The organism is Providencia sp. PROV040 (assembly GCF_032706145.1).
Taxonomy (GTDB): Bacteria; Pseudomonadota; Gammaproteobacteria; order Enterobacterales; family Enterobacteriaceae; genus Providencia; species Providencia hangzhouensis.
This window is the reverse complement of sequence record NZ_CP120530.1, coordinates 2,285,854-2,308,786: the sequence shown is the minus strand read 5'-3', so window position 1 is coordinate 2,308,786 and position 22,933 is coordinate 2,285,854. Positions and strand designations below refer to the sequence as shown.

Sequence of the window (22,933 nt, the reverse complement as noted above, 5' to 3'; positions counted from 1 at the left end):
TACATAGTTAAAATCAATGAATGAGGTGCAGTTATGTGTATTGTAAAATTGAAAATATCTTCCTATGAAATTAATGATGCAGTTATGGCTTCCCATAAAAGCGACACAGTGAGTATTCCATGTGATTCTGATACCGATTTTTGCATGCAGCTTGATGGCTGGGACGAGCATACAAGTATTCCTGCAACTTTAGATGAAAAACCAGTCCTGCTCTATCGTGATCGTTATGATAAAGAAAATCACCATTGGGTGATGAAACTTGCTTAAGAATTTTGTTAGTACACTTAGGCTATTGACTAAGCATATAAGTAGGTAGGAACTGAGAAGCTGATATGAAATGAGAGCTAACAAAATAATAGGCAAAAAAAGAGGCCTGGTAGATTCCGATTACCGGGCCTTGGGAAATGGCTCTGGCAGAGCCGTGCGCTAAAATTGCCATTGAGACGTAACAAAGTACACTCTAATACTAGCTTTCAATGCACGTTCTTACCATGTTTATTATCAATATTTTCACATATTATTAACACAATTTATTTCTTGATTTTATAATATTGAACTATTTGTTTAATAGGTTAAACCTATTCACCTAATCATTCAAACCTTTCAATCAATCAACTAATTGAATAACAATGATAATTTATTAATTCACCACTTCCTTTATGCTCTAATGGTTTTACTTTGTTATCAGCTTAGTTGCTAACACACAACTTTTCAGCGGCTTCTTTTATAGGTAATATTCTTTCCACAACTGTCTTGGTGCTATCGATAGGCTTAAGCAGCACATCAATAGGCTGTGCTTTAATTTCTTTTTTATTCATCAATTCAGTTGCAATATCATTTAATGGATATTGCATTAATGTCGCAGGGTTAATAACGACCAAAGCCCCATTATGACGGCACTCTAACATGACCTCCTCACGAGTAAATGGCCAATCATCTCCAAATTGTTTCTTACTCACGGATGTTAACGGTGCAGAAAAAGCGGTACTTACGGTACCAGCCAATAACAGTGTGCAAATAATGAGTTTAAATTTCATGGTAGTGCCTTATCAAACATTGAAGATATCTTTGCGTTATTATCAATTAAATATAAAAGTTTAGCTAGATTGGCTGGTAGCTTGCAAAAATCGCCACCGAAAGGATAGCCATAGTCCCTAACAGTAACTCAACCCAACTGTTAATAATTAGGGTGTTGACCCGCCCTTTTTGTTTAATAATAGGTACGATGTAATAGCGATTGATAATAGCCAATAGAAGCATTCCCCCCACTAAAATGATCTTAAACCAAAGTAGTGATTGGTATTCTGACCCTGAATAGTTTAATGGCCAGCCAGGTAAGAGCGTTATTGCACTAATGACTCCAGTAATAATAACCAGTGCAACAGCGATGTGACCATAACGCGAAAAACGCATCATGGTATTCACAATGTGTTTATCCATCCCTTCGACCATTTCTTTTTTATTGCGTAAAAATTGAATGCAAATTAAAAATGGCCACAAACCGCCAAACCAATAGGCTGAACTAATAAGATGAATGAATTGATTGATGCGGTGGAGGGTTCCGAGTAAGCCATCATGCATAGCCGCGTGCCCAATAAAAGCATGCAAACCAAGTAGGATCACTGAAAAAACCAATATGAGTTTCAATCGCAATTGGATTGGTTTTACAAATAAAACCAATAACAATAATACAGATGACAAAAGTTCCCAACGCCATACTTGACCGAATGACGTCCCTAAAACCCCTTGCCATATATCCAAATCGATACTATCTTGCCAACCATCTCCCATCAGGCCTGCTTGTGCAAGCATCCAACCAAAAGTTGTTAACACGGTAACGATGGCACAGAAGAAAATACCTTTATTCAAATAGCGGCTGAGCAAATAATTAAATGGCTCACGACTAAGTACCACTGCAAATATTGACATTCCACACATCAATATTGCAGCGATAAAATGAATAAAGCGAATAAGGGTATAAAAAGCTTCTAGTGACATATTATTTCACTGTAAAGCTATACGTTCCTTTTGTTTTGTGTCCATCGACAGAAACGACGCTCCAATTAACGTCATATTTCCCAGCAGCGAGCTTGTCTTCCACAGGGACAATCACTTTTGTATCGTTACTTGGGTCTAACGTTGCTTTACCGGTTTTCACTATTTTATTTTCAGGACCGATAATACTGACCTTAGTGAAATTAACTTCAATGCCTTCAGAAAAGCTTAATGAGATAGACTCAGGGGCTTGTTCTACTGCCGTACCTTCAGCAGGAAGTTGGTCTTTTAAGTGCGCATGTGCAAATGCCTGTTGGAACGACATACCTAAAAAAAGAACTGCGACTGCGCTAAGTTTGCGCCATGAAGATTTAATAGGGTTAATTGGCATAGTAACCTCTTAATTTGCAGGTGAATTTAGAATAATTACCAATCATTATACGGAAAACAAACCATTTTACCGCTTAAAAATGGGTTTTATCGGCCTATCCTGTGAGTTTTCACACAAAATGAAAAGAAAAAGACTTATGAACATTGAATTGCAGGATTCATGCCCATAAGCCTAGAGAGGTCTTTATGTTTTACATGGAGATAAAACGATATTTCTATCTACTCACTGGCGTGTAGATTAAACATGTGTTGCCGCTGACATGTTTTTCAAATCTTTATCTAACAAGAATAGTGCCTTACCAGACTCACCCACCATATCCAGTTTATCCAGTACTGATTTAAATAATTTCTCTTCTTCGTGTTGCTCTGCAACATACCATTGTAAGAAATTAAATGTAGAATAATCTTGTGTTGTCATTGCTAAATGAGCCAATTTATTAATTTCACGAGTAATTAATTGCTCATGTTCATAAGTTTGATGAAATACATCGCTAATTGATTTGAAATCAACTGGTGGCGCTGCAATTTGCCCTAACAGGGGTAATGCCCCAGTGTCACTAAGGTAATCAAATAAACGCTGCATATGTTCCATTTCTTCTTGTGAGTGTGCTTTTAAGAACGCTGCAGCACCTTCATAGCCTTTGTCACTACACCAAGCGCTCATTTGCAAATAAAGATTTGCAGAATAAAATTCAAGGTTTAATTGTTCGTTTAATTTTTTGACCATATCTGTAGTTAACATATTTATGCCTTATCGATTAATTATTCATGAGTATATTATGCACAGTATTAAAACAATTAAAACCCTAAAACAATCTTAAAACAAAAAAATCCAATTTACTGATAATTAATAACTTTTGTTAAAAACAATAATAATCAATCTCATTATCTTTCCCTGCTTTTTCCCTTAATTACTAATATATAAATAGAGAAATTTAACTATTGTTTTTCATTATTCCAATTAAGGTATTGAGATTTTTTCTCATTATCCAGTTACAATAATGGCGTATGAATTTAACAGTAGAGATCAAATATGAGCCATAATCTTGCTTTATTGCCTAAAGATGAAATGGATAAGGTCAATGTCGACCTTTTAGCTTCCGGTGTTGCATTTAAAGAACGCTATAACATTGCCATCATTGCTGAAGCTGTTGAGCGAGAACAACCCGAGCACTTAAGGGAGTATTTCAGGGAGCGATTAGTCTACTACCGACAACTGTCGCAAAACTTTGCACGTATGCCTTATGAACCACGAAATCGCTAGTCTCACGAAGGCACAAAAGAAATGATACAAAAAAGGGATAACCTTAATGGTTACCCCTTGATTCTCAAGATTAAAAAATTTATTTCGCCGTATTATATGTCACTGTATTATTTTGGCAGTCTACCGCGACTGAATAATGTAAGTCAGATTTTGCACCACGAACAACTAACGGTACCCTGTAGCCTGTTTCGGTTTTAGTGACTTCACTATCATTGACCCATGCAACCGCTTTCTTGCCTAAAGCCGCTTTTTCATCTGTCCAGCGAGGTAAACGATTATGCATAAAATCGCTTTTCACTTGTGCTGCAATTTGTGGCTCAGTTAACGTACCACAACTGACGAAAGGCGCTGCTTTACCTTCTTCATTATTTGCGCTTAACGCAAAAGAGCTAAAAACCAGCGCACAAGTACCTAAAACTACAGCAATTTTTTGATTCGCTTCCATACCATCCTCCGATACCTATTACTAGGTAAAGATTTTTGATTAGTTTAGCGGCATATTTCAGCCTATCAGATACCAGTTATCTTCTGGTTATTATCTAGTCTTCATTGATAAATAGAATGACTTAACTAATATTAATCTATCAGGTTTATGCATGGATGTTAATAGTATGTTTACAGATTATTAATTTTCATCATCAAAACGAACATGGATTTGCTCTTTACCTTGGTGCTTTTCCCTAATTTCTTGAGCAACTAATGCAATTGCCTCACCACTACTCATACCTTCCGCCATCAATTGATGAATTTTTTCAACTGCTTCTTGCTGTTCTTGGTGATTAAGTGCTGGCATACCAGAAAACATGGTTTAAACCTCATGAATAAAAGACTAAAATCAATAGTTAACATTTTAACATCTCTTCGATTATTAAGATAAGAATATATGTTAATCTGTATTGATTCACTTGCGGAAATTTAGACTCATCATTATGGTTATCAAAAAAATCCAATTACCTTATAGCCCAAACACTGCCATTGATTATTTTACTCCACTGGCACACCAGCCATGGGCGATGTTACTGCATTCAGGTAATGCAAAACACTCACATAATCGCTTTGATATTATCGTTGCTGACCCTATTGCCACACTGACGACTTATCAGCTTGAAACAACTATCTCAGAGCAAAATCAGGCCCCTATCGTTTCTGAATCAGATCCTTTTGAACTTCTTCAAGGGTTGCTTGATAAATACCAACCGAAATACCAGGAAGAGACCGAATGTCCCTTCAACGGCGGTGCCCTCGGCCTTTGGAGTTATGATTTAGGCCGGCGCATTGAAAAATTACCTGAAATTTCAACCACAGAACTACAATTTCCAGACATGGCGGTTGGCATCTACTTGTGGGCGCTTATCGTTGATCACCATAATAAAACAACTACATTAATTAGTTATGATGATGTTGATGCTCGGTTAGCTTGGCTACATAGTCAAAAAAAGGGCCGTAAAAACAAATTCCAATTAACCTCGGCATGGCAATCTAATATGTCTGAAGAGACATATCATCATAATATTGCGCGCATCCATGAATATTTACGTAATGGTGATTGTTATCAAATTAATTTAGCACAAAGATTTAAAGCTAAGTATAAAGGAGATGAATGGAATGCGTTTTTAGCGCTACTTGAGCGCAATGGAGCTCCCTTCTCTTCATTTATACGTCTCCCCGAAAATGCGGTTATCAGTATTTCACCGGAACGTTTTATCTTTCTGCAAGATGGGGATATTCAAACCCGCCCAATAAAAGGAACGCTTCCGCGCCTAGATAATGAACAAGATGATCTTGCACAAGCTGAAAAACTGGCTAATTCAGTCAAAGACCGCGCAGAAAACTTGATGATTGTTGACTTGCTACGCAATGATATTGGTCGTGTTGCCAAACCGGGCACGGTCAGTGTTCCTGAATTATTTGCTGTTGAAGCTTTCCCGGCAGTACATCATCTGGTTAGTACCGTCACGGCAAAGTTAGATAGCCAATACCGTGCAACTGATTTATTACGAGCGTGTTTTCCTGGGGGTTCAATAACCGGCGCACCAAAAGTGCGTGCAATGGAGATAATTGAAGAATTAGAGCCCCATCGCCGACATGGCTATTGTGGAGCAATCGGCTATATTAGTTTCAATGGTAATATGGACAGCAATATTACTATTCGTACTTTACTGACATATAAAAAGCAGGTTTATTGTTGGGCTGGCGGTGGTATCGTTGCAGATAGCCAAGCAGACAAAGAGTACCAAGAAACCTTTGATAAATTAAGCCTGATTTTACCTTTATTAGGAGCGCTCAATAACGATGACTGAACTGAATAACTTTATCAATCGTTTTCAGTTTACTTTGCCGGCTACCCGCCAGTCTGGACCTAAGGCGGGTAAATCGGCAGCCGTTCTTTTGCCCATTATCAATAAACCCAATCCGACATTACTTCTCACACAACGCTCTCCTTTTTTACGCTCCCATGCAGGTCAGGTCGCATTTCCAGGAGGGGCAAGTGACCCGGAGGATGGTACGCTTGTGAATACCGCACTGCGTGAAGCATATGAAGAAGTGGCCATCCCTCCTGAAAAAGTCACGGTACTGGGTCAGTTAAGCCCCTTGCAAAGTTATGGTGGCTATGAAGTTACGCCAATCGTTGGTTTGGTACCAAATAACATTCAATACCAAGCCAACCCTAGTGAAGTCGCTGCTATCTTTGAAGTTCCCTTATTTGATGCCCTTTCATTACAACGCCATAAATATGTCGATATTAACCGTTCAGGGCGGCATAACCGCATCTTTTTTTATTGGTATAAGGGGCATTTAGTTTGGGGGTTAACCGCTTCAATTATTCACCAACTTGCTTTGCAATTGGATTAACGCTTAACACAACTTTTCACCATACAATGTTACTATTGCAGTAAAATCTATTTAAGATGACAAAATATCACGTCATATATGACAAAATATACCTCTACCACCTGTCGCTTTTTTAGCCACATCACAGACATTTTGTGCTATTTACAATCAATTACCCTTCAGCAACTACCTTATTTCAAAAAATACTTTAAACTTACTGGTTAACACTACTAAATAACAGTAAAGTAGCGCCTTTTAAAATAATGCACTACATTTTCATCTTTTTTTTAAGGAGTCCTGCGTGATAAGCGTTTTCGACATGTTTAAAGTGGGCATAGGCCCTTCAAGCTCTCATACCGTTGGTCCAATGAAAGCTGGGAAAGAATTTGTCGATGATTTAGTAAGCAAAAATTTATTACCTAACGTCACTCGTATTTCTGTGGATGTTTATGGGTCATTATCGCTTACTGGAAAAGGGCACCATACTGATATCGCCATTATTATGGGGCTAGCAGGTAACTTACCTGCCACTGTCGACATTGAATCCATCCCAACTTTTATCAAAAATGTAGAAGAAACAGAAAAGTTATCATTAGCGAATGGTCTTCAGGTCGTTGACTTCCCTAATGAAGGTGGCATGAATTTTCGTCAAGACAACCTGCCATTGCATGAAAATGGCATGACAATTCATGCTTTTGCAGGTAATGAAGAAATTTACACCAAAACTTATTATTCCATTGGTGGTGGTTTCATTGTCGATGCAGAGCATTTTGGCGAATCTACTCTTGATAGCAAACCGGTCTCTTATCCGTTTAACTCTGCGGAAGAGCTACTACTAAATTGTAAAAAATCAGGCCTTTCGATTTCTAGCTTAATGATGAAAAATGAGTTAGATCTTCATTCTAAAGAAGAGATCGAAGCCTATTTCGCTGATGTATGGCAGACAATGCAAGCCTGTATTGAGCGTGGTCTAAGCACCGAAGGTGTATTGCCGGGCCCATTGCGTGTTCCTCGCCGTGCACCGGCACTAAATCGAATGGTCACTTCATCAAGTAAGCTATCTAATGACCCGATGAATGTGGTTGACCTGATCAATATGTATGCCTTAGCAGTGAATGAGGAAAATGCAGCAGGCGGCCGTGTTGTAACAGCACCGACTAACGGTGCGTGTGGTATCGTACCTGCCGTTTTAGCGTATTATAATCATTGCATAGAACCGGTAACGCCAGAGCTGTATATGCGTTATTTCTTAGCTTCAGGCGCCATTGGTATTTTATACAAAATGAATGCTTCCATTTCAGGAGCTGAAGTTGGCTGCCAAGGGGAGGTCGGTGTGGCATGCTCTATGGCTGCAGCTGGTCTGGCCGAATTATTTGGCGGTAGCCCTGAGCAAGTTTGTATCGCTGCTGAAATCGGCATGGAACACAATTTAGGTCTAACTTGTGACCCGGTTGCTGGTCAAGTGCAAGTTCCTTGTATTGAGCGTAATGCAATCGCATCTGTTAAAGCGGTGAATGCCACACGTATGGCCCTACGCAGAACAAGTGAGCCACGGGTTTCACTTGATAAAGTCATTGAAACTATGTACGAAACCGGGAAAGACATGAATGCGAAATATCGTGAGACATCCCGAGGCGGGCTAGCCATCAAAGTACAATGTGACTAATTTTATTCTCAATTAATTTAAGCCTTAAGCACCCTTTCCTATTCTGTTATGTCTTTGAACAGTATTTTGAGGGTGCTTTTTTAATCTGCATTAAAAAGTTTTCTTTATTTTTTAGTCACCTTTCTCTTCCTAAACGCTCCAATTCACCTAATCAATTACCCATAATTTTTTCATTGAATTAACTCAGTTTTCTTATACTCAACACATCACATCAAAACGAAATTCATACTATTTTGTGCTAAAGATTGTTTTGAGCTGAATAAGAGATAACTAATTTCCACTAAAAATTGATTACTTTTCATTCTAAAAATCAATATGGCACTATTTTATTTACTTTTTTTGTTACCGATAACACAAAAAGGAACCAGTAAAAACAAAATAATCAGATTATTAATTTTATTTAATTAAAATGAATAGCAGAAAAATGCAATTCGATATCAATTTTTAGGTGTATTCTTATTTTTCTGACGCGAAACAAGTTTTTAGGATAATGCAAGATGATATGCTAATAATGTAATTGATACTAACAGTGCCATAAATGAGTTTATGGCTATTATAAAACGTTTGTAATTATTCAGCTAAAATTATCATACAGGGGAAACTGATAAAAAGGAGTCTAACTTAAGTGTCCATTTTATCGACAGATAATGTTTTGTTTTATCTATCTATGAGGGAAAAATAGTGAGTATAGCTATTATGATTGGTACACACGGAGTCGCTGCAGAGCAGCTTCTTCGAACAACCGAAATGTTAATAGGCGAACAAGATAATGTGTCGTTTATTGATTTTATCCCTGGGGAAAACGCAGATACCCTATTTGATAAGTACACCCAAAAGCTAACTGATTTAGATACATCAAAGGGTGTCTTATTCCTTGTTGATACATGGGGAGGCAGTCCATTTAACGCAGCTAGTCGCATTGTTAATGAACATGATAATTATGACATTATCACGGGTGTAAATGTTCCAATGTTAGTTGAAACATTCATGTGCCGTGACGATAACCCATCAATGAATGAACTTATCACTGTCGCCCTAGAAACGGGTCGTGGTGGTGTTCGTTCATTTAAATTCAAAGAAGTTGAAGCTGAACCTGCTCCTGTAGTCTCGAGTACTCCTGCCCCTGCACCAGTGAAAGCCGGCCCCGGTGAACATATGGTAATCGCACTTGCTCGTATTGATGACAGATTAATTCACGGGCAAGTCGCAACACGCTGGACGAAAGAAACCCAAGTTAAGCGCATTATTGTGGTCAGTGATGACGTAGCAAAAGACCAAGTTCGCTCTACATTGTTAAAACAAGTCGCACCACCAGGTGTCACTGCACATGTTGTCGATGTTGCTAAATGTATTCGCGTTTACAATAACCCGAAATACGCTGGTGAGCGCGTTATGTTGCTTTTCACTAATCCAACTGATGTTAAACGTATCGTCGAAGAAGGTGTTGACGTCAAGTCCGTTAATATTGGTGGAATGGCATACCATGATGGCAAAACAATGGTCACAAATGCCGTTTCTATCAACCAAGAAGACATTGATGCATTTAATTATTTGAACGACAAAAAGATTGAACTTGAAGTTAGGAAAGTCTCATCAGATAGCAAAGTTTATATGATGGACTTGATTAATAAGCTCAAAAAATAATTTTTATAGCCATTTTTTATATTAATTTTAATCCATTACTCAAAACAGATTTTAAAACTTTTGGTTACAGGAGATTAAACAATGGAACTTACCGTTGTTCAAATAGTAATGGTCTTCATCGTCGCGTGTATCGCGGGGATGGGATCAATCCTTGATGAATTCCAATTTCACCGTCCTCTCATTGCCTGTACGCTTATAGGTATTGTTTTGGGAGATATGAAAACGGGTATCATCATCGGCGGTACATTAGAAATGATCGCACTTGGGTGGATGAATATCGGTGCTGCCGTTGCACCTGATGCCGCTTTAGCTTCTATCATTTCAACGATTCTCGTTATTGCTGGTGGTCAAAGCATTGGTGCAGGTATTGCCATCGCCATCCCACTCGCAGCAGCGGGACAAGTATTAACCATTATTGTTCGTACTGTAACGGTTGCATTCCAACATGCTGCTGATAAAGCCGCCCTCAATGGTAATCTAACTGCAATTGGCTTTATCCATATCTCAGCTTTATTACTGCAAGCCATGCGTATCGCAATACCTGCGTTAATTGTCGCCATTTCTGTTGGTACATCAGAAGTACAACAAATGTTGGATTCTATCCCGCAAGTTGTTACTGACGGCCTGAATATTGCTGGTGGTATGATTGTTGTTGTCGGTTATGCGATGGTTATCAATATGATGCGTGCAGGCTACTTAATGCCGTTCTTCTACTTAGGCTTTGTTACCGCGGCATTTACTGACTTCAACCTGGTTGCTCTTGGGGTTATCGGTACTGTTATGGCTATTTTATATATCCAACTCAGTCCAAAATACAATAAATCGCAAACTGTTGTTACCCAAGGAAATAGTAGCAATAACAACCTTGATAATGAGCTAGACTAGGAGGAACGTATAATGGTAGATATCACTAAGCCAACGGCTAAAAAGCTTACACAAAGCGATATTCGCGGCGTATTCTTACGGTCTAACCTATTGCAAGGTTCTTGGAACTTTGAACGTATGCAAGCCCTAGGCTTCTGCTATTCAATGGTTCCCGTTATTCGTCGTCTTTATCCTGAAAATAATGATGATAGAAAACAAGCCATTAAGCGCCATCTTGAATTCTTTAATACACACCCGTATGTTGCAGCGCCTGTTCTAGGTGTCACAATGGCAATGGAAGAGCAACGTGCCAATGGTGCAGACATTGATGACGGTGCAATAAATGGTATCAAAGTCGGTCTAATGGGGCCATTAGCCGGTGTTGGTGACCCAATTTTCTGGGGAACTGTTCGCCCAGTATTTGCGGCTCTCGGTGCAGGTATCGCAATGACGGGTAGCTTACTTGGCCCTCTTCTGTTTTTTGTTTTGTTTAATCTTGTCCGTTTGTTAACCCTTTATTATGGTGTTTCATATGGCTACAAAAAAGGGATTGATATTGTTCAAGACATTGGTGGCGGTTTCCTACAAAAACTAACTGAAGGAGCATCAATTCTCGGTTTATTTGTTATGGGGGCCTTGGTCAATAAATGGACACATGTCAATATTCCACTTGAAGTGTCGCGGATCAAAAACCCAACAACAGGTGCTGAAGATATTACCACCGTCCAAATGATCCTTGATCAACTCATGCCAGGTTTAGTACCACTATTGCTAACCTTCGCCTGTATGTGGCTGTTACGTCGTAAAGTTAACGCATTGTGGATTATTATCGGCTTCTTTGGTTTGGGTATCCTTGGTGCTTGGTTAAACTTCTTAGCACCATAATTTTCCACCATTATTTGAATTGGGAGGTTGCAGCCTCCCTTTTTTAATTTTAAGCTCTGCATTATGTTCACTTATCCAAGGGTTCACAAATGACCTTCAATGATGCCATTCTTGCTATAATCATTTTGATCATGCTTGTTTATGCAATTTATGATGAATTCATTCAGCATTTGCTAAAGGGTAAAACATTATTAAAAATTAATCTAAAACGAAAACATCGGGCCGATGCTATTATTTTTATTGTTCTAATTTGTATCGTTATTTATACAAATATTGTACGCCATGGTAATTTATTAACCACTTACTTATTATTGATTACTATTTTTATGTCAATCTATTTGGCGTTTATAAGAACACCTAAGCTATTCTTTAAACAGAATGGTTTTTATTTTGCCAATGCATTTATATTATATGACAGAATAAAAACAATGAACTTATCCGAAGACGGTGTATTAATAATAGGTTTGGAAAAAAAGAAAATTAACATCCAAGTTTCACATCTTGATGATTTACAAAGAATTTATGAATTCCTTATTAATCATAAGTAAATAAGTTTTATATTATCACTAAAAACAAGGTTAATTATAAATTTAATTAACCTTGTTTTTGCCAATATCCTTATTGATAATAATTCTCAATAACATTTAATATCCACAATTAATTAAGTGTTGCCTTTAATATAAAATATGGTATCTTTCTTTCCACGTCATTGGGGAGTAGCCTGTTCTGGTTTCATATATAAGACCAGAAAGTCCGTATCAACATACTCGTTTGGTTTCAAACGTGGTGCGGACACCAATATTCGGTTGGCAAGACCATAGACACATAAATAAGCCTTTTGGTTGGGGGTAATTTATGTGTATATGGAATCACCCAACCGAGGTTCTATTATGAGTTTCTATGCTACCCTTATCTTAGCCCTTGCCCTATCAATGGACGCCTTCGCTGTTGCTATTTGTAAAGGCGCCGTTCTTCATAAACCCCGCTTTAGAGAAATTCTCCGTACTGGTTTTATTTTTGGTTTTATTGAAGCCATTACACCGATTATTGGTTGGGGTATCGGGATCCTAGCTAGCCAATATGTTATCCGTTGGGATCATTGGATTGCATTTGGTTTATTGTTTGTTTTAGGTGCTAGAATGATCTGGCAGAGTATTAAAACAAAAGATGAAGAATGCTGTTCTAAACCTTCTAGTCATAGCTCAACAAGCCTTATCTTTTCTGCGATAGCCACCAGCCTTGATGCAATGGCTATCGGTCTAGGTTTAGCTTTCTTGCAAGTGGATATCGTTCATACTGCAATGACTATCGGCTTAATGACAATGATTATGGCAACTATTGGTATGATGATTGGCCGCTATGTTGGCCCATTACTCGGAAAAAAAGCAGAAATTATCGGTGGGTTGGTTCTAATAGGTATTGGTTTTAATATTTTATTTGAGCACCTCAAATTATTTATGTATGCCCATTAGTTTTTGTGCCCCCTTATATGGGGGCAATAACCTTACTCTGCATCAGATTGATAAACGCGAATTAAAAAATCAGCCGTATATTCTTTCACTTCAGCTTGTTGCAGATTCTCTTTGACCTGTTCTGATGCACGCCAAGCAAATGGGGTCATCATCAACAATTCATAAGCTTCTTGCCCTGTCAGTGCCATTTTATAATTTAATTGGCAACTATCTATTAGCGAAAAATTTGGTAAATCTTCATCTTTAGTTGGATGTAACTTAACCTCATCGTAAATTAACGCTTTTAATTCTTGCAGATGCTCTGCCGCAGGCGTAACAGTAATTAACATACCTTTAGAAACTAATACACGGCTTAATTCTTGTGCTTTGCAGGGTGCGTAAATTCGGACAACTCCACCTAAGCTGTTATTTGAGAATGGCAAGCGATGGCTTGTACCGACGCAAAAACGAACGGATTTATACCGTTTCGCCGCATAGCGAACCGCCACTTTCGAAACATCTAAGCCCAGAACCGTATATTTTTCAAAATGTTTTGCAAGTTCCCGAGAGAAATAGTCTGTGTAATACCCTTCCCCACAACCAATGTCTAACAAACTAGTATTAGATGATGGAATAAACTGAATAATTTTTTCTGCCACCTTTTCACGCATCGGGTGGTAATGTCCTGCATCAAGAAATTGTCTACGTGCTTGCATCATTTCAGCATTATCACCGGGGTCTTTAGACCGTTTATGTTGTACGGGCAACAAATTAACGTAACCCTCTTTCGCACAATCGAACTGGTGATTTTCTGCGCAGCGATAGCTGTTATGCATAAAGTTAAGTGGTGTAAAGCAGAGGGGGCATTGATAATTCATAAAAGTCACTGATTTAAAAATAAGGGTGAGTATACCATATTCAAATTAGTTTTCTTTCTGTTATATATATTGCTTTTTAACTGTACTTTTTGTTCTATGAAAGAAATAAAAAAACATTAGCAATGTGTATCATGATGAAAATTAGGTTAGCAACTCCCGATGAAGCTGAACATCTTTGGTTTATACGCAACCAAGCCATTCGCCATGGTTGTACAACGAGTTTTGACGCAAAAACGATCAGCGCCTGGACACCTGATGAAATGCCAGTAAGTTATATACGTATTGTGAAGAATAACCCATTCTTTGTCGCGGTAAATAAAAATGATGAACCCGTTGCAACTGGCTATCTTAATCTAGAGGCTAACAGTGTTGATGCCATATTTACTTTACCACAGTACACTGGCTGCGGAGCTGCGGGCTTAATATTAGATGCTATTAAAGCTGAAGCCAAAAAGCGAAATATTAAAAAATTGGTATTAGATTCATCACCGAATGCGGAACGCTTTTATCAGAAACATGGATTTACTTCGATTAAGCATGCTAGCTACTACTCTTCTCTTGCTCAAGTTGAGTTAAATTGTGTTCAAATGGAAATTGAATTATAACTTTCAATATAATTTGAATTAAAAGCCACTAACCTTTTGTGGCTTTATTATACCTAATATTGACTGTCTTTAAGAACGCAACGTTGAATAACTGAATAACTATTAAAAATCAGCAAATTCAGGGATAGGCTTACGCCCATGGGACTCTAAAAAATCCAATACACGGCGTGGAGTAACATTTAAAATTTGTGATTGCGGAAAATCAATTGATTCCAACATTTCAACTACGCGGTCAAAACGGCCGAGATACCCAGCAAAATGCGAGTCCGAACCTAATGCTACCCACCCGCCAGTTTCTTTAACGGCCTTTGCTATTTCTAAACAATTCTTTTGACTACCCGCTCTTGAATGCAAGAATGAGGAGTTATTCATTTCCAAAGCCACATTACAATCTTTCGCAGCTTGTGCTACCGCTTTAATATCAATGGGATATTTGGGATTTCCCGGATGGGTAATTATTTGCACTTTACCGCTACGGATCGTGGCAATCATAGCTTCTGTATTATCAGCTAAACTTTGGGGTTCAAGAACCGGTTCATGGAAACCAGCTAAAATAATATCCAAATGACGAGCAATCTTTTCATTGCAGTCTGTCTCACCCAACTTGTTTTTTATATTCGCTTCAATACCGTACAATAAACCAACGCCATCAACAATTCTCGGTAAGATAGGCATATTACCAAAGTGCCATTCATGCGGAGCATCTTGCATTTCAGGGCCGTGGTCGGTAATCGCAAAGAGTTTCACACCTCGACTTGCGGCTTCAGCAAAATATTCATTAACAGTGCTATATGCATGGGTGCTGGCAATGGTATGCGCATGTAAATCAACTTGATACATAAATGATATCCTTCTAATTCTTTTATTTTCCTTCTGAGTCAATCCGCTCAAAAAAGACTCTACCAACCTAACATATCAGCTTATAAGTTTCGATAGTCATTCCCCTAAACCGCATTTTATCGACATATTGGATAAAATCCGAAGAGACATTTTGGATAAAAAAACCCGCGATTATTGCGGGTTAAAATATACGGAATTAAAAATTAACCTAATCAACTAAGATACGTTTATTGGTTGCACCCCACAAAATTGACATTTCGGTAAATAATGCACCGCTGATGTCTTCAACCTCTTCGGCCGTAATTTCAGCATGACCTTGTTTGCCAAAAAATACAACTTCATCTCCCGGGCTAACGTATTTTAAATCAGTAACATCAACCATGACCGTATTCATTGATGTTTTTCCTAAAACAGGAACTGTCTGGCCATTAATTAATGCATGTCCCGCATTGCTAAATACACGGCGATAGCCATCTGCATAACCTACAGGGATATTGGCTAATACAGAATCACGCTTCAAGGTATAAGTTCTATCATAACCCACTGTATTACCTTTCGGATAATGATTGACAGAGGCGATGTTCGATTTCAGCGTCATCACGCGTTTATAGTCATTTGTCGCAACGGTATCACCGTAGAAAATACCACCTACACGTACCATATCCAACCATGATTCTGGTACGGTAATAGTTGCATAAGTATTCGCGACATGTAATGTAATGTCTTCACGTTTTAACCCTGTCACATTCAAGACTTGTTGAGACTCTTTCTTGAATTTCGCAAGGTCTTTACGGATCTGAGCTTCATCCTCTTCTGGATAATGAGACATAATGCCCACGATTTTTAATTGCGATAACTCCGCGATCTGTTTTGCTTCATCTAAGCCAGATGCACTACTGACGTCTAGCCCATTACGGGACATCCCTGCCGAGTTTAGCGCAAGATGGATAGGGATCACTTTATTTTGTTTTTTCGCAATCGCATTCAAGCGCTGCGCCATTGCTAAATTACCAATTAACTCTTCTGTCTCATATTGTGTGGCCTGAGCCATTTCTTGTTCTGTCGCACTTCTCACTCGCATTAAGCGGCCTTTAAAACCTAAGTCTCTCACGGTTTTAAGCTCTTGGTTATTTGTTACCCCAATACATTGCACATTATTTTCAATCATTATTGGCGTAACTAAAGAAAGGTCATGTCCATAGGCATCCCCTTTCAAAACAGCGCACAGAGAAGACTTATCCCCCAGCAAGTTTTGTACTTTTTTGATATTAAAATCTAATGCACCACGTGATATTTCAATCCATGCGTTATTAACCACCGCAGGTTGGTTTTGTGTCGCATAAGTTTCTACTGGTGTTTTGATATTATTTGGTTGCTGACAAGCTGTCGCAGCAACTAATAAAGGGAGTAATGCCAGATACTTCAAACGTAAAGCCACTTATTATTCCTTATATCTAGTGATTTCTACCAAGATATTATTTTTAGGGTTCTGGGTTGATATAGACAAAATTTGTATAGGTTTTAAATAATACCAACCTTAGCATTTCAAACAAGTAATAATTCACGATTTATGCATAAAAAATCACTTATACATAAACATAACTCTTTCATCACATTGATTTTGATTTTCTAAAAATAAAACATTTGGTTGAAATCACCATAAATTAAATTATTTTTATTATTTAATAAGTTAGCCGTATTGTTTCACTAATATTTAATTTTGTTACATTTTTTATTTGGCGAATTAAAATGCTTAAATGATAATAACTATCAATTAGGAACTATTGCTAAATATCACTCAATCCATAAGGCTATGTTATGAAGTACAAATTACTCGCACTCATTATTCCAACACTACTTACTGCTAATGTTGCTAACTCCGCTGAAATGTACAATAAAGATGGTAATAAGCTTGATGTGTATGGGCAAATCGATGTTCGCCATCATATTGCCAAAAGCCGTAGTGGCGAAGATGGTGATGACTCACGTGTCAGACTGGGGCTAAAAGGTGACACACAAATCACCGACCAACTCATTGGTTTTGGACGTTTTGAATGGGAAACTAAAACTAACCAATCAGAATCAACTGAAGAAAATAGTAATCGTTTAGCTTATGCAGGCTTAAAATTTGCAGATTACGGCTCCCTTGATTATGGCCGCAATTATGGTGTTATTTATGATACCAATGCTTGGACAGACGTATTACCTCTCTGGGGAGCGGATACGATGGATCAAGAAGATAACTACATGCTAAGCCGTAACCGTAATTTACTCACTTATCGCAATAATAATGCCTTTGGTTACATTGATGGTTTAAGCTTTGCATTACAGTATCAGGGGAAAAATGGCGAACAAAACCTGTCATCCGGTGATGAATTAACCGATAACGGCGATGGTTTTGGTTTATCTACAGCTTATGAATTAGGTTATGGTATTTCCCTCGGTGGTGGTTACTCCTCATCTTCCCGTACACCAAAGCAAAAAGATGCCACAACTAGCAGTGCGACTGGTAAACGCGCTGAAGCTTGGAACGTAGGGGGAAAATTTGAATACGAAGATCTCTATTTCGCAGTCATGTATGGCCAAACGCTTAATATGAGCCGTTTTGGTAATGATAATATGGAGTCAGTAGCAAATAAAACTCAGAACTTGGAAGTGGTTGCCCTATATTCTTTTGACTTCGGTTTAACCCCATCAATTGGCTATAACTATTCCAAAGGTAAAAACTTAGGCAGCTTTGGAGATAAAGAATTAGTAAATTATATCGCCATCGGCTCAGCTTATGACTTTAATAAAAACCTAAGTGCTGTCATCGACTATAAAATCAACTTGTTAAACGATAATGATTTTACTGACCACTACAAAGTGAATACCGATAACGTACTTGGTTTAGGGTTAGTGTATCAGTTCTAATTTTAGAATTGAGTGAAAAGCAAAAGCGTCTGTAAATTACAGGCGCTTTTTTACGGGTAAGCTTTGACAATAAAAATATCTCTCATCATCTTCATGACCTATTCCCTAGGAACGGGAAGCTCTGTTGCTTTACCCTCGATAAAGCAGTTGTAAGATACAAAAGTATCTAACCCCATACATAGAGGCCCCTTTTCCTAAATAAATTCCTATAATGGTATACCTATTTTTTCTAACGTCTTTGGTACTAATAAAAAAAGGCACCAGTAAAAAACTGATACCTCAATTATTGTTGCCAAATAACATTCACAGAATATGACAGCACAGGGCAACTCTATTACTCTACAAAATGATGCTTACCTTACACATTAACACCTTTCATTCCTTCAGCAGTATAACGGGAACCCACAGGTTGAAAGCTTTCTAGCGCTTGTGTTATTTGCAGTAAATCCTCCGATGTTAGGTCAATATCAGCGGCAGCAAAGTTATCTTCAAGGTGTTTAACTTTATTCGTTCCTGGTATTGGTACAATGTTATCTCCTTGAGCTAGCAACCAGGCCAGTGAGATTTGAGCAGGTGAACATGACTTGTTACTTGCCATCTGCACGATAAAGTCAGCTAATGTGCGATTAGCTCTAAGGTTCTCTGATGTGAAACGCGGTAGCGTATTACGTGCATCATCGCTCTCGAACCTACTTTCGGCATTAAAGCGCCCTGTTAAGAATCCACGTCCTAACGGGGAATAAGGTACAAAACCAATCCCTAATTCTTGGCAAGTTGGCAATATTTCCGTTTCAACATCACGCGTCCAAAGCGAATACTCAGTTTGGATTGCAGTAACAGGATAAACTGCGTGTGCCCTTCTAAGGGTTGCCGCACTCACCTCAGACAACCCAATGTGAGCAATTTTCCCTTCAGCAACTAACCCCGCCAGCGTGTGCATTGTCGTCTCTATTGATGCAGAGGGATCTAGACGATGGATATAATACAAATCAATACATTCAACACCTAATCGACGAAGAGAGCTTTCACAGGCGCTGCGTATATATTCTGGACTATTATCAATCCTTCTCTCATATTCACCTGGTCGGCGAACAATACCGCACTTTGTCGCGATTTTAACATCAGAACCGACTTGTTTAAGAAAATGCCCAATCAACTCTTCGTTATGAAAATTGCCATAAGTATCCGCAGTATCCAGCATCGTACAGCCTAGTTCGATAGCTTTTTGTAGCACAACCATGGCAGCCTGATCATCTTGCGGCCCATAGAACTCGCTCATCCCCATACAACCGAGTCCAATTGCCGAGACTTCAAGTCCATTACCCAAAATACGTTTTTTCATTATCGCTCTCCCTTGGTTTATTTTATGTTTTTCAGTATATTTTCCATAAATGGAGATTTATATGACTAATGAAAGCAATCCATTTTCCAATAATGGAAAACAAAACGATAGACAGCATTCAAATTGGGATGATGTCAGAGTATTTTTAGCGATTGCTCGAGAAGGCACGCTAAGTGCTGCATCTAAAGCATTGAAACTTGGAATTGCAACCACATCTCGGCGTTTAGAACGCCTAGAAGAGGCATTACATGTTCGGCTATTCACTCGAGACCAGCTTGGTTACAAGCTTACCGATGAAGGAAATGCATTAATTTCTCAGGCTGAAGCCTTAGAACAGGCGGGTTATGCATTTGGCAATGCCGCGCGGAGAAAAAGCGAAAGCGTGATGGGCCATGTTTGTTTAGCTACCGCTCAAGGCTTAGCCGATCATCTAATCATCCCTGCTCTGCCTTCACTAACCAACGTGAACCCTAATCTCACAATTGAAATTGTAACTGGGGTGTCGACAGTGAATTTACACAGGCGTGATGCGGATATTGCACTGCGTATGGTTAGGCCCGAACGCGGTAATGTGCGTATTCGTAAATTAGGCACATTGGGGTTTGGCCTTTACGCCTCAGAGAGTTATTTACAGCGTAGACCAAATCCAAACAGATTGAGCTCTCTAGAACAAGATGATTTTATCGGTTGGTCGGAAGCACAGCAGCACCTCCAATCAGCACAATGGTTAGAAAGAACGCTAAGAGGAAGAGCTTGCCGGCTCACTACCAGTACGATGTCAGCACAATTTAGCGCAGTCCAAGCGGGTATTGGCATGGCTGTTTTGCCGCATTTCATTGCCCAAAAGATGGGACTTATTTGCCTACAAGATAATATAGGCTGTGACCAACCTATTTGGCTAGTCATTCACTCTGATCTCGCTCACTCACGAAGGATCAGGGTTGTCGCTGATTTTTTGAATGAGTTAGTTGCAAAGGAACATGAGAGGTTGCTGATGCCATAAGCTCCCTCCACTTTGACACGGGCTGATACCATTATTTAGCCAGCGAATGTTTATAGCGGGATTAAAGCAAAGGGCTAATATCTAATATTTCAATCAATGGGAGAACAGCCAGTATGTTGTTTTTACCTTTAAAATTTGCCAAGATAGCCAGGTAAAAGACTTCAGACCTACCACACAATCAGCGGCTATATTGGCTTATGTCGATTAGCTCTATTCTAAGGATCCTACTATGGCCCCCTTTCATCAATTAGCAGCGACAAGTCTCGGCGGGCAACTTATCTCTATGAAAGACTACGCTGATAAGGTGGTTCTCGTTGTTAATACCGCCAGTCATTGTGGTTTTACACCACAATACAACGGCTTAGAATCACTCTACAAGAAATATGCTCCTCAGGGCTTTGTGGTGCTTGGTTTCCCCTGTAATCAGTTTGGCAAACAAGAACCCGGTAGCGCTGAGGAAATCGCGCAGACCTGCTTTATTAACTACGAAGTGAGCTTTCCAATATTCGAAAAAGTCGACGTTAATGGGAGCTCTGCTCACCCGATATTCCGTTACCTGAAAAACGAGCTACCAGGTCTAATGGGTGGGCGGATCAAGTGGAACTTTACTAAATTCTTGGTCGGGCGTGACGGTAAACCGCTCAAACGCTTCGCACCATTCACTACCCCTGAAAAAATGGAAGCAATAATCCTTTCTGCACTTCAAATTTAAGTGTTCACTAATTTGCTCAATTAAATCGAATGCTATTAAAGACTAAAAAACAAAAAAGCCCACTTTTACATGGGCTTAAGTTGTTATTTTGCCAGCCAGTGCCAGCTAATTCTTATTGGGGGATTATTCCCACTCTATTGTAAACAAGACATTTTTATCTTTTATATTCAATGGCTTATTTTCCTGCTAATTGGTAATACCATGAAAAATACCATGCTCAGAAAAGGCTTAACAATATTTTGAAAAATTGCCTACTGAGCGCTGCCGCACAGCTCCATAGGCCGCTTTCCTGGCTTTGCTTCCAGATGTATGCTATTCTGCTCCTGCAGCTAATGGATCACCGCAAACAGGTTACTCGCCTGGGGATTCCCTTTCGACCCGAGCATCCGTATGAGACTCATGCTCGATTATTATTATTATAGAAGCCCCCATGAATAAATCGCTCATCATTTTCGGCATCGTCAACATAACCTCGGACAGTTTCTCCGATGGAGGCCGGTATCTGGCGCCAGACGCAGCCATTGCGCAGGCGCGTAAGCTGATGGCCGAGGGGGCAGATGTGATCGACCTCGGTCCGGCATCCAGCAATCCCGACGCCGCGCCTGTTTCGTCCGACACAGAAATCGCGCGTATCGCGCCGGTGCTGGACGCGCTCAAGGCAGATGGCATTCCCGTCTCGCTCGACAGTTATCAACCCGCGACGCAAGCCTATGCCTTGTCGCGTGGTGTGGCCTATCTCAATGATATTCGCGGTTTTCCAGACGCTGCGTTCTATCCGCAATTGGCGAAATCATCTGCCAAACTCGTCGTTATGCATTCGGTGCAAGACGGGCAGGCAGATCGGCGCGAGGCACCCGCTGGCGACATCATGGATCACATTGCGGCGTTCTTTGACGCGCGCATCGCGGCGCTGACGGGTGCCGGTATCAAACGCAACCGCCTTGTCCTTGATCCCGGCATGGGGTTTTTTCTGGGGGCTGCTCCCGAAACCTCGCTCTCGGTGCTGGCGCGGTTCGATGAATTGCGGCTGCGCTTCGATTTGCCGGTGCTTCTGTCTGTTTCGCGCAAATCCTTTCTGCGCGCGCTCACAGGCCGTGGTCCGGGGGATGTCGGGGCCGCGACACTCGCTGCAGAGCTTGCCGCCGCCGCAGGTGGAGCTGACTTCATCCGCACACACGAGCCGCGCCCCTTGCGCGACGGGCTGGCGGTATTGGCGGCGCTGAAAGAAACCGCAAGAATTCGTTAACTGCACATTCGGGATATTTCTCTATATTCGCGGTTCAGCAGGCATGTCCCCTTTGAGGGCGACCCGACGACAGGATAATCGACCTTATGGTGCGCAAATATTTCGGCACAGACGGTATTCGTGGCAAAGCCAACGAAGGCGCGATGACGGCGGAAACCGCCTTGCGCGTCGGCATGGCGGCTGGCCGTGTCTTTCGTCGCGGTGACCACCGCCATCGTGTCGTGATCGGCAAGGATACGCGCCTGTCGGGCTATATGCTTGAACCCGCGCTCACAGCCGGTTTCACCTCGATGGGCATGGACGTATTCCTTTTTGGCCCGCTGCCGACAACGTATAGGAAGAATAAACGCCCTTTTCACCCAAGTCCAACAGCTTTGGACCGCAGTTGACTCTTTCGACACCC

At 40.0% G+C, this 22,933-nt stretch carries 26 protein-coding genes and 1 riboswitch; of the genes, 16 read left to right on the top strand and 10 right to left on the bottom strand.

What is annotated here, in order from left to right; all coding sequences use genetic code 11:
* The first annotated feature begins 33 nt into the window (after positions 1–33).
* A complete protein-coding gene (locus tag P3L40_RS10605) occupies positions 34–267 on the top strand; it encodes a DUF1480 family protein (protein ID WP_004253902.1) in 234 nt (77 codons plus the stop codon).
* Positions 268–689: 422 nt separating this feature from the next.
* On the opposite strand, the gene P3L40_RS10600 is transcribed toward P3L40_RS10605, so the two are convergent.
* The 4 genes from P3L40_RS10600 to ftnA form a co-directional block, all read right to left on the bottom strand.
* A complete protein-coding gene (locus P3L40_RS10600; protein ID WP_004253900.1) occupies positions 690–1,037 on the bottom strand; it encodes a YebY family protein in 348 nt (115 codons plus the stop codon).
* A gap of 64 nt (positions 1,038–1,101) precedes the next feature.
* Positions 1,102–1,998, bottom strand: coding sequence for a copper homeostasis membrane protein CopD (copD, locus tag P3L40_RS10595; protein ID WP_094960505.1), 897 nt, complete (start codon positions 1,996–1,998; stop codon positions 1,102–1,104).
* A 1-nt stretch (position 1,999) separates the two neighbouring features.
* Positions 2,000–2,386, bottom strand: coding sequence for a copper homeostasis periplasmic binding protein CopC (gene copC / locus P3L40_RS10590; protein ID WP_004253895.1), 387 nt, complete (start codon positions 2,384–2,386; stop codon positions 2,000–2,002).
* Positions 2,387–2,623: 237 nt separating this feature from the next.
* Complete coding sequence (gene ftnA / locus P3L40_RS10585) at positions 2,624–3,127, bottom strand: non-heme ferritin (RefSeq protein ID WP_004253892.1); 504 nt, start codon at positions 3,125–3,127, stop codon at positions 2,624–2,626.
* A 291-nt stretch (positions 3,128–3,418) separates the two neighbouring features.
* Here ftnA and P3L40_RS10580 point away from each other — a divergent pair, with 291 nt between their 5' ends.
* Complete coding sequence (locus P3L40_RS10580) at positions 3,419–3,649, top strand: DNA polymerase III subunit theta (RefSeq protein ID WP_004253885.1); 231 nt, start codon at positions 3,419–3,421, stop codon at positions 3,647–3,649.
* 79 nt (positions 3,650–3,728) lie between these two features.
* Here P3L40_RS10580 and yebF read toward each other — a convergent pair whose 3' ends face one another.
* Together yebF and P3L40_RS10570 are read right to left on the bottom strand one after the other, a co-directional pair.
* Positions 3,729–4,094, bottom strand: coding sequence for a protein YebF (yebF, locus tag P3L40_RS10575; RefSeq protein ID WP_004253880.1), 366 nt, complete (start codon positions 4,092–4,094; stop codon positions 3,729–3,731).
* Positions 4,095–4,274: 180 nt separating this feature from the next.
* Positions 4,275–4,454 (bottom strand): YoaH family protein, encoded by a 180-nt coding sequence (locus tag P3L40_RS10570; protein WP_004253877.1) that lies wholly within the window; start codon positions 4,452–4,454, stop codon positions 4,275–4,277.
* A gap of 124 nt (positions 4,455–4,578) precedes the next feature.
* Here P3L40_RS10570 and pabB point away from each other — a divergent pair, with 124 nt between their 5' ends.
* The 8 genes from pabB to mntP all read left to right on the top strand — a co-directional run bounded on the left by pabB (position 4,579) and on the right by mntP (position 13,012).
* Positions 4,579–5,949, top strand: a complete 1,371-nt coding sequence (gene pabB, locus P3L40_RS10565) for an aminodeoxychorismate synthase component 1 (RefSeq protein ID WP_004253873.1) — start codon at positions 4,579–4,581, stop codon at positions 5,947–5,949.
* A complete protein-coding gene (locus P3L40_RS10560; RefSeq protein WP_004253869.1) occupies positions 5,942–6,502 on the top strand; it encodes a CoA pyrophosphatase in 561 nt (186 codons plus the stop codon). Before pabB ends, P3L40_RS10560 begins: the two co-directional genes overlap by 8 nt.
* Positions 6,503–6,782: 280 nt before the next feature.
* The gene (locus P3L40_RS10555) at positions 6,783–8,147 is read left to right on the top strand and encodes an L-serine ammonia-lyase (RefSeq protein ID WP_036957685.1); all 1,365 of its coding nucleotides are present in this window, start codon (positions 6,783–6,785) and stop codon (positions 8,145–8,147) included.
* Between the two features lie 681 nt (positions 8,148–8,828).
* Positions 8,829–9,791, top strand: a complete 963-nt coding sequence (gene manX / locus P3L40_RS10550) for a PTS mannose transporter subunit IIAB (protein ID WP_210853087.1) — start codon at positions 8,829–8,831, stop codon at positions 9,789–9,791.
* Positions 9,792–9,872: 81 nt separating this feature from the next.
* Positions 9,873–10,676, top strand: coding sequence for a PTS mannose/fructose/sorbose transporter subunit IIC (locus P3L40_RS10545; RefSeq protein ID WP_004253851.1), 804 nt, complete (start codon positions 9,873–9,875; stop codon positions 10,674–10,676).
* 12 nt (positions 10,677–10,688) lie between these two features.
* Entirely contained in the window at positions 10,689–11,540 is an 852-nt protein-coding gene (locus P3L40_RS10540) for a PTS mannose transporter subunit IID (RefSeq protein ID WP_004253848.1), read from the top strand.
* Positions 11,541–11,629: 89 nt separating this feature from the next.
* The gene (locus P3L40_RS10535) at positions 11,630–12,088 is read left to right on the top strand and encodes a DUF986 family protein (protein ID WP_004253844.1); all 459 of its coding nucleotides are present in this window, start codon (positions 11,630–11,632) and stop codon (positions 12,086–12,088) included.
* A 151-nt stretch (positions 12,089–12,239) separates the two neighbouring features.
* Positions 12,240–12,383: riboswitch (yybP-ykoY riboswitch) on the top strand.
* Between the two features lie 47 nt (positions 12,384–12,430).
* Complete coding sequence (gene mntP, locus P3L40_RS10530) at positions 12,431–13,012, top strand: manganese efflux pump MntP (RefSeq protein WP_210853089.1); 582 nt, start codon at positions 12,431–12,433, stop codon at positions 13,010–13,012.
* A 32-nt stretch (positions 13,013–13,044) separates the two neighbouring features.
* Here mntP and rlmA read toward each other — a convergent pair whose 3' ends face one another.
* The gene (gene rlmA / locus P3L40_RS10525; RefSeq protein WP_036957684.1) at positions 13,045–13,869 is read right to left on the bottom strand and encodes a 23S rRNA (guanine(745)-N(1))-methyltransferase; all 825 of its coding nucleotides are present in this window, start codon (positions 13,867–13,869) and stop codon (positions 13,045–13,047) included.
* 134 nt (positions 13,870–14,003) lie between these two features.
* On the opposite strand from rlmA, the gene P3L40_RS10520 reads away from it, so the two are divergent.
* Positions 14,004–14,474 carry a GNAT family N-acetyltransferase gene (locus P3L40_RS10520; protein WP_164565706.1) on the top strand — a complete coding sequence of 157 codons (471 nt, stop codon included), beginning with the start codon at positions 14,004–14,006 and terminating at the stop codon, positions 14,472–14,474.
* Positions 14,475–14,576: 102 nt separating this feature from the next.
* Here the strand turns inward: P3L40_RS10520 and P3L40_RS10515 are convergent, their stop codons facing one another.
* Together P3L40_RS10515 and alr are read right to left on the bottom strand one after the other, a co-directional pair.
* Entirely contained in the window at positions 14,577–15,314 is a 738-nt protein-coding gene (locus P3L40_RS10515; protein ID WP_004253839.1) for a phosphatase, read from the bottom strand.
* A gap of 208 nt (positions 15,315–15,522) precedes the next feature.
* Entirely contained in the window at positions 15,523–16,752 is a 1,230-nt protein-coding gene (alr, locus tag P3L40_RS10510) for an alanine racemase (protein ID WP_004253830.1), read from the bottom strand.
* A 380-nt stretch (positions 16,753–17,132) separates the two neighbouring features.
* On the opposite strand from alr, the gene P3L40_RS10505 reads away from it, so the two are divergent.
* Positions 17,133–18,227: a porin gene (locus P3L40_RS10505; protein WP_004253827.1), complete on the top strand. Its 1,095-nt coding sequence runs from the start codon at positions 17,133–17,135 to the stop codon at positions 18,225–18,227.
* Positions 18,228–18,585: 358 nt separating this feature from the next.
* On the opposite strand, the gene P3L40_RS10500 is transcribed toward P3L40_RS10505, so the two are convergent.
* Complete coding sequence (locus P3L40_RS10500) at positions 18,586–19,569, bottom strand: aldo/keto reductase (protein ID WP_004253824.1); 984 nt, start codon at positions 19,567–19,569, stop codon at positions 18,586–18,588.
* 61 nt (positions 19,570–19,630) lie between these two features.
* On the opposite strand from P3L40_RS10500, the gene P3L40_RS10495 reads away from it, so the two are divergent.
* The 4 genes from P3L40_RS10495 to P3L40_RS10480 all read left to right on the top strand — a co-directional run bounded on the left by P3L40_RS10495 (position 19,631) and on the right by P3L40_RS10480 (position 22,919).
* Positions 19,631–20,572 carry a LysR family transcriptional regulator gene (locus P3L40_RS10495; RefSeq protein ID WP_110591787.1) on the top strand — a complete coding sequence of 314 codons (942 nt, stop codon included), beginning with the start codon at positions 19,631–19,633 and terminating at the stop codon, positions 20,570–20,572.
* A 229-nt stretch (positions 20,573–20,801) separates the two neighbouring features.
* The gene (locus P3L40_RS10490) at positions 20,802–21,284 is read left to right on the top strand and encodes a glutathione peroxidase (RefSeq protein WP_110591788.1); all 483 of its coding nucleotides are present in this window, start codon (positions 20,802–20,804) and stop codon (positions 21,282–21,284) included.
* Positions 21,285–21,714: 430 nt separating this feature from the next.
* A complete protein-coding gene (sul2, locus tag P3L40_RS10485) occupies positions 21,715–22,530 on the top strand; it encodes a sulfonamide-resistant dihydropteroate synthase Sul2 (protein WP_001043260.1) in 816 nt (271 codons plus the stop codon).
* A gap of 86 nt (positions 22,531–22,616) precedes the next feature.
* Positions 22,617–22,919 carry a phosphoglucosamine mutase gene (locus tag P3L40_RS10480; protein WP_000251875.1) on the top strand — a complete coding sequence of 101 codons (303 nt, stop codon included), beginning with the start codon at positions 22,617–22,619 and terminating at the stop codon, positions 22,917–22,919.
* The last annotated feature ends 14 nt before the right edge of the window (positions 22,920–22,933 follow it).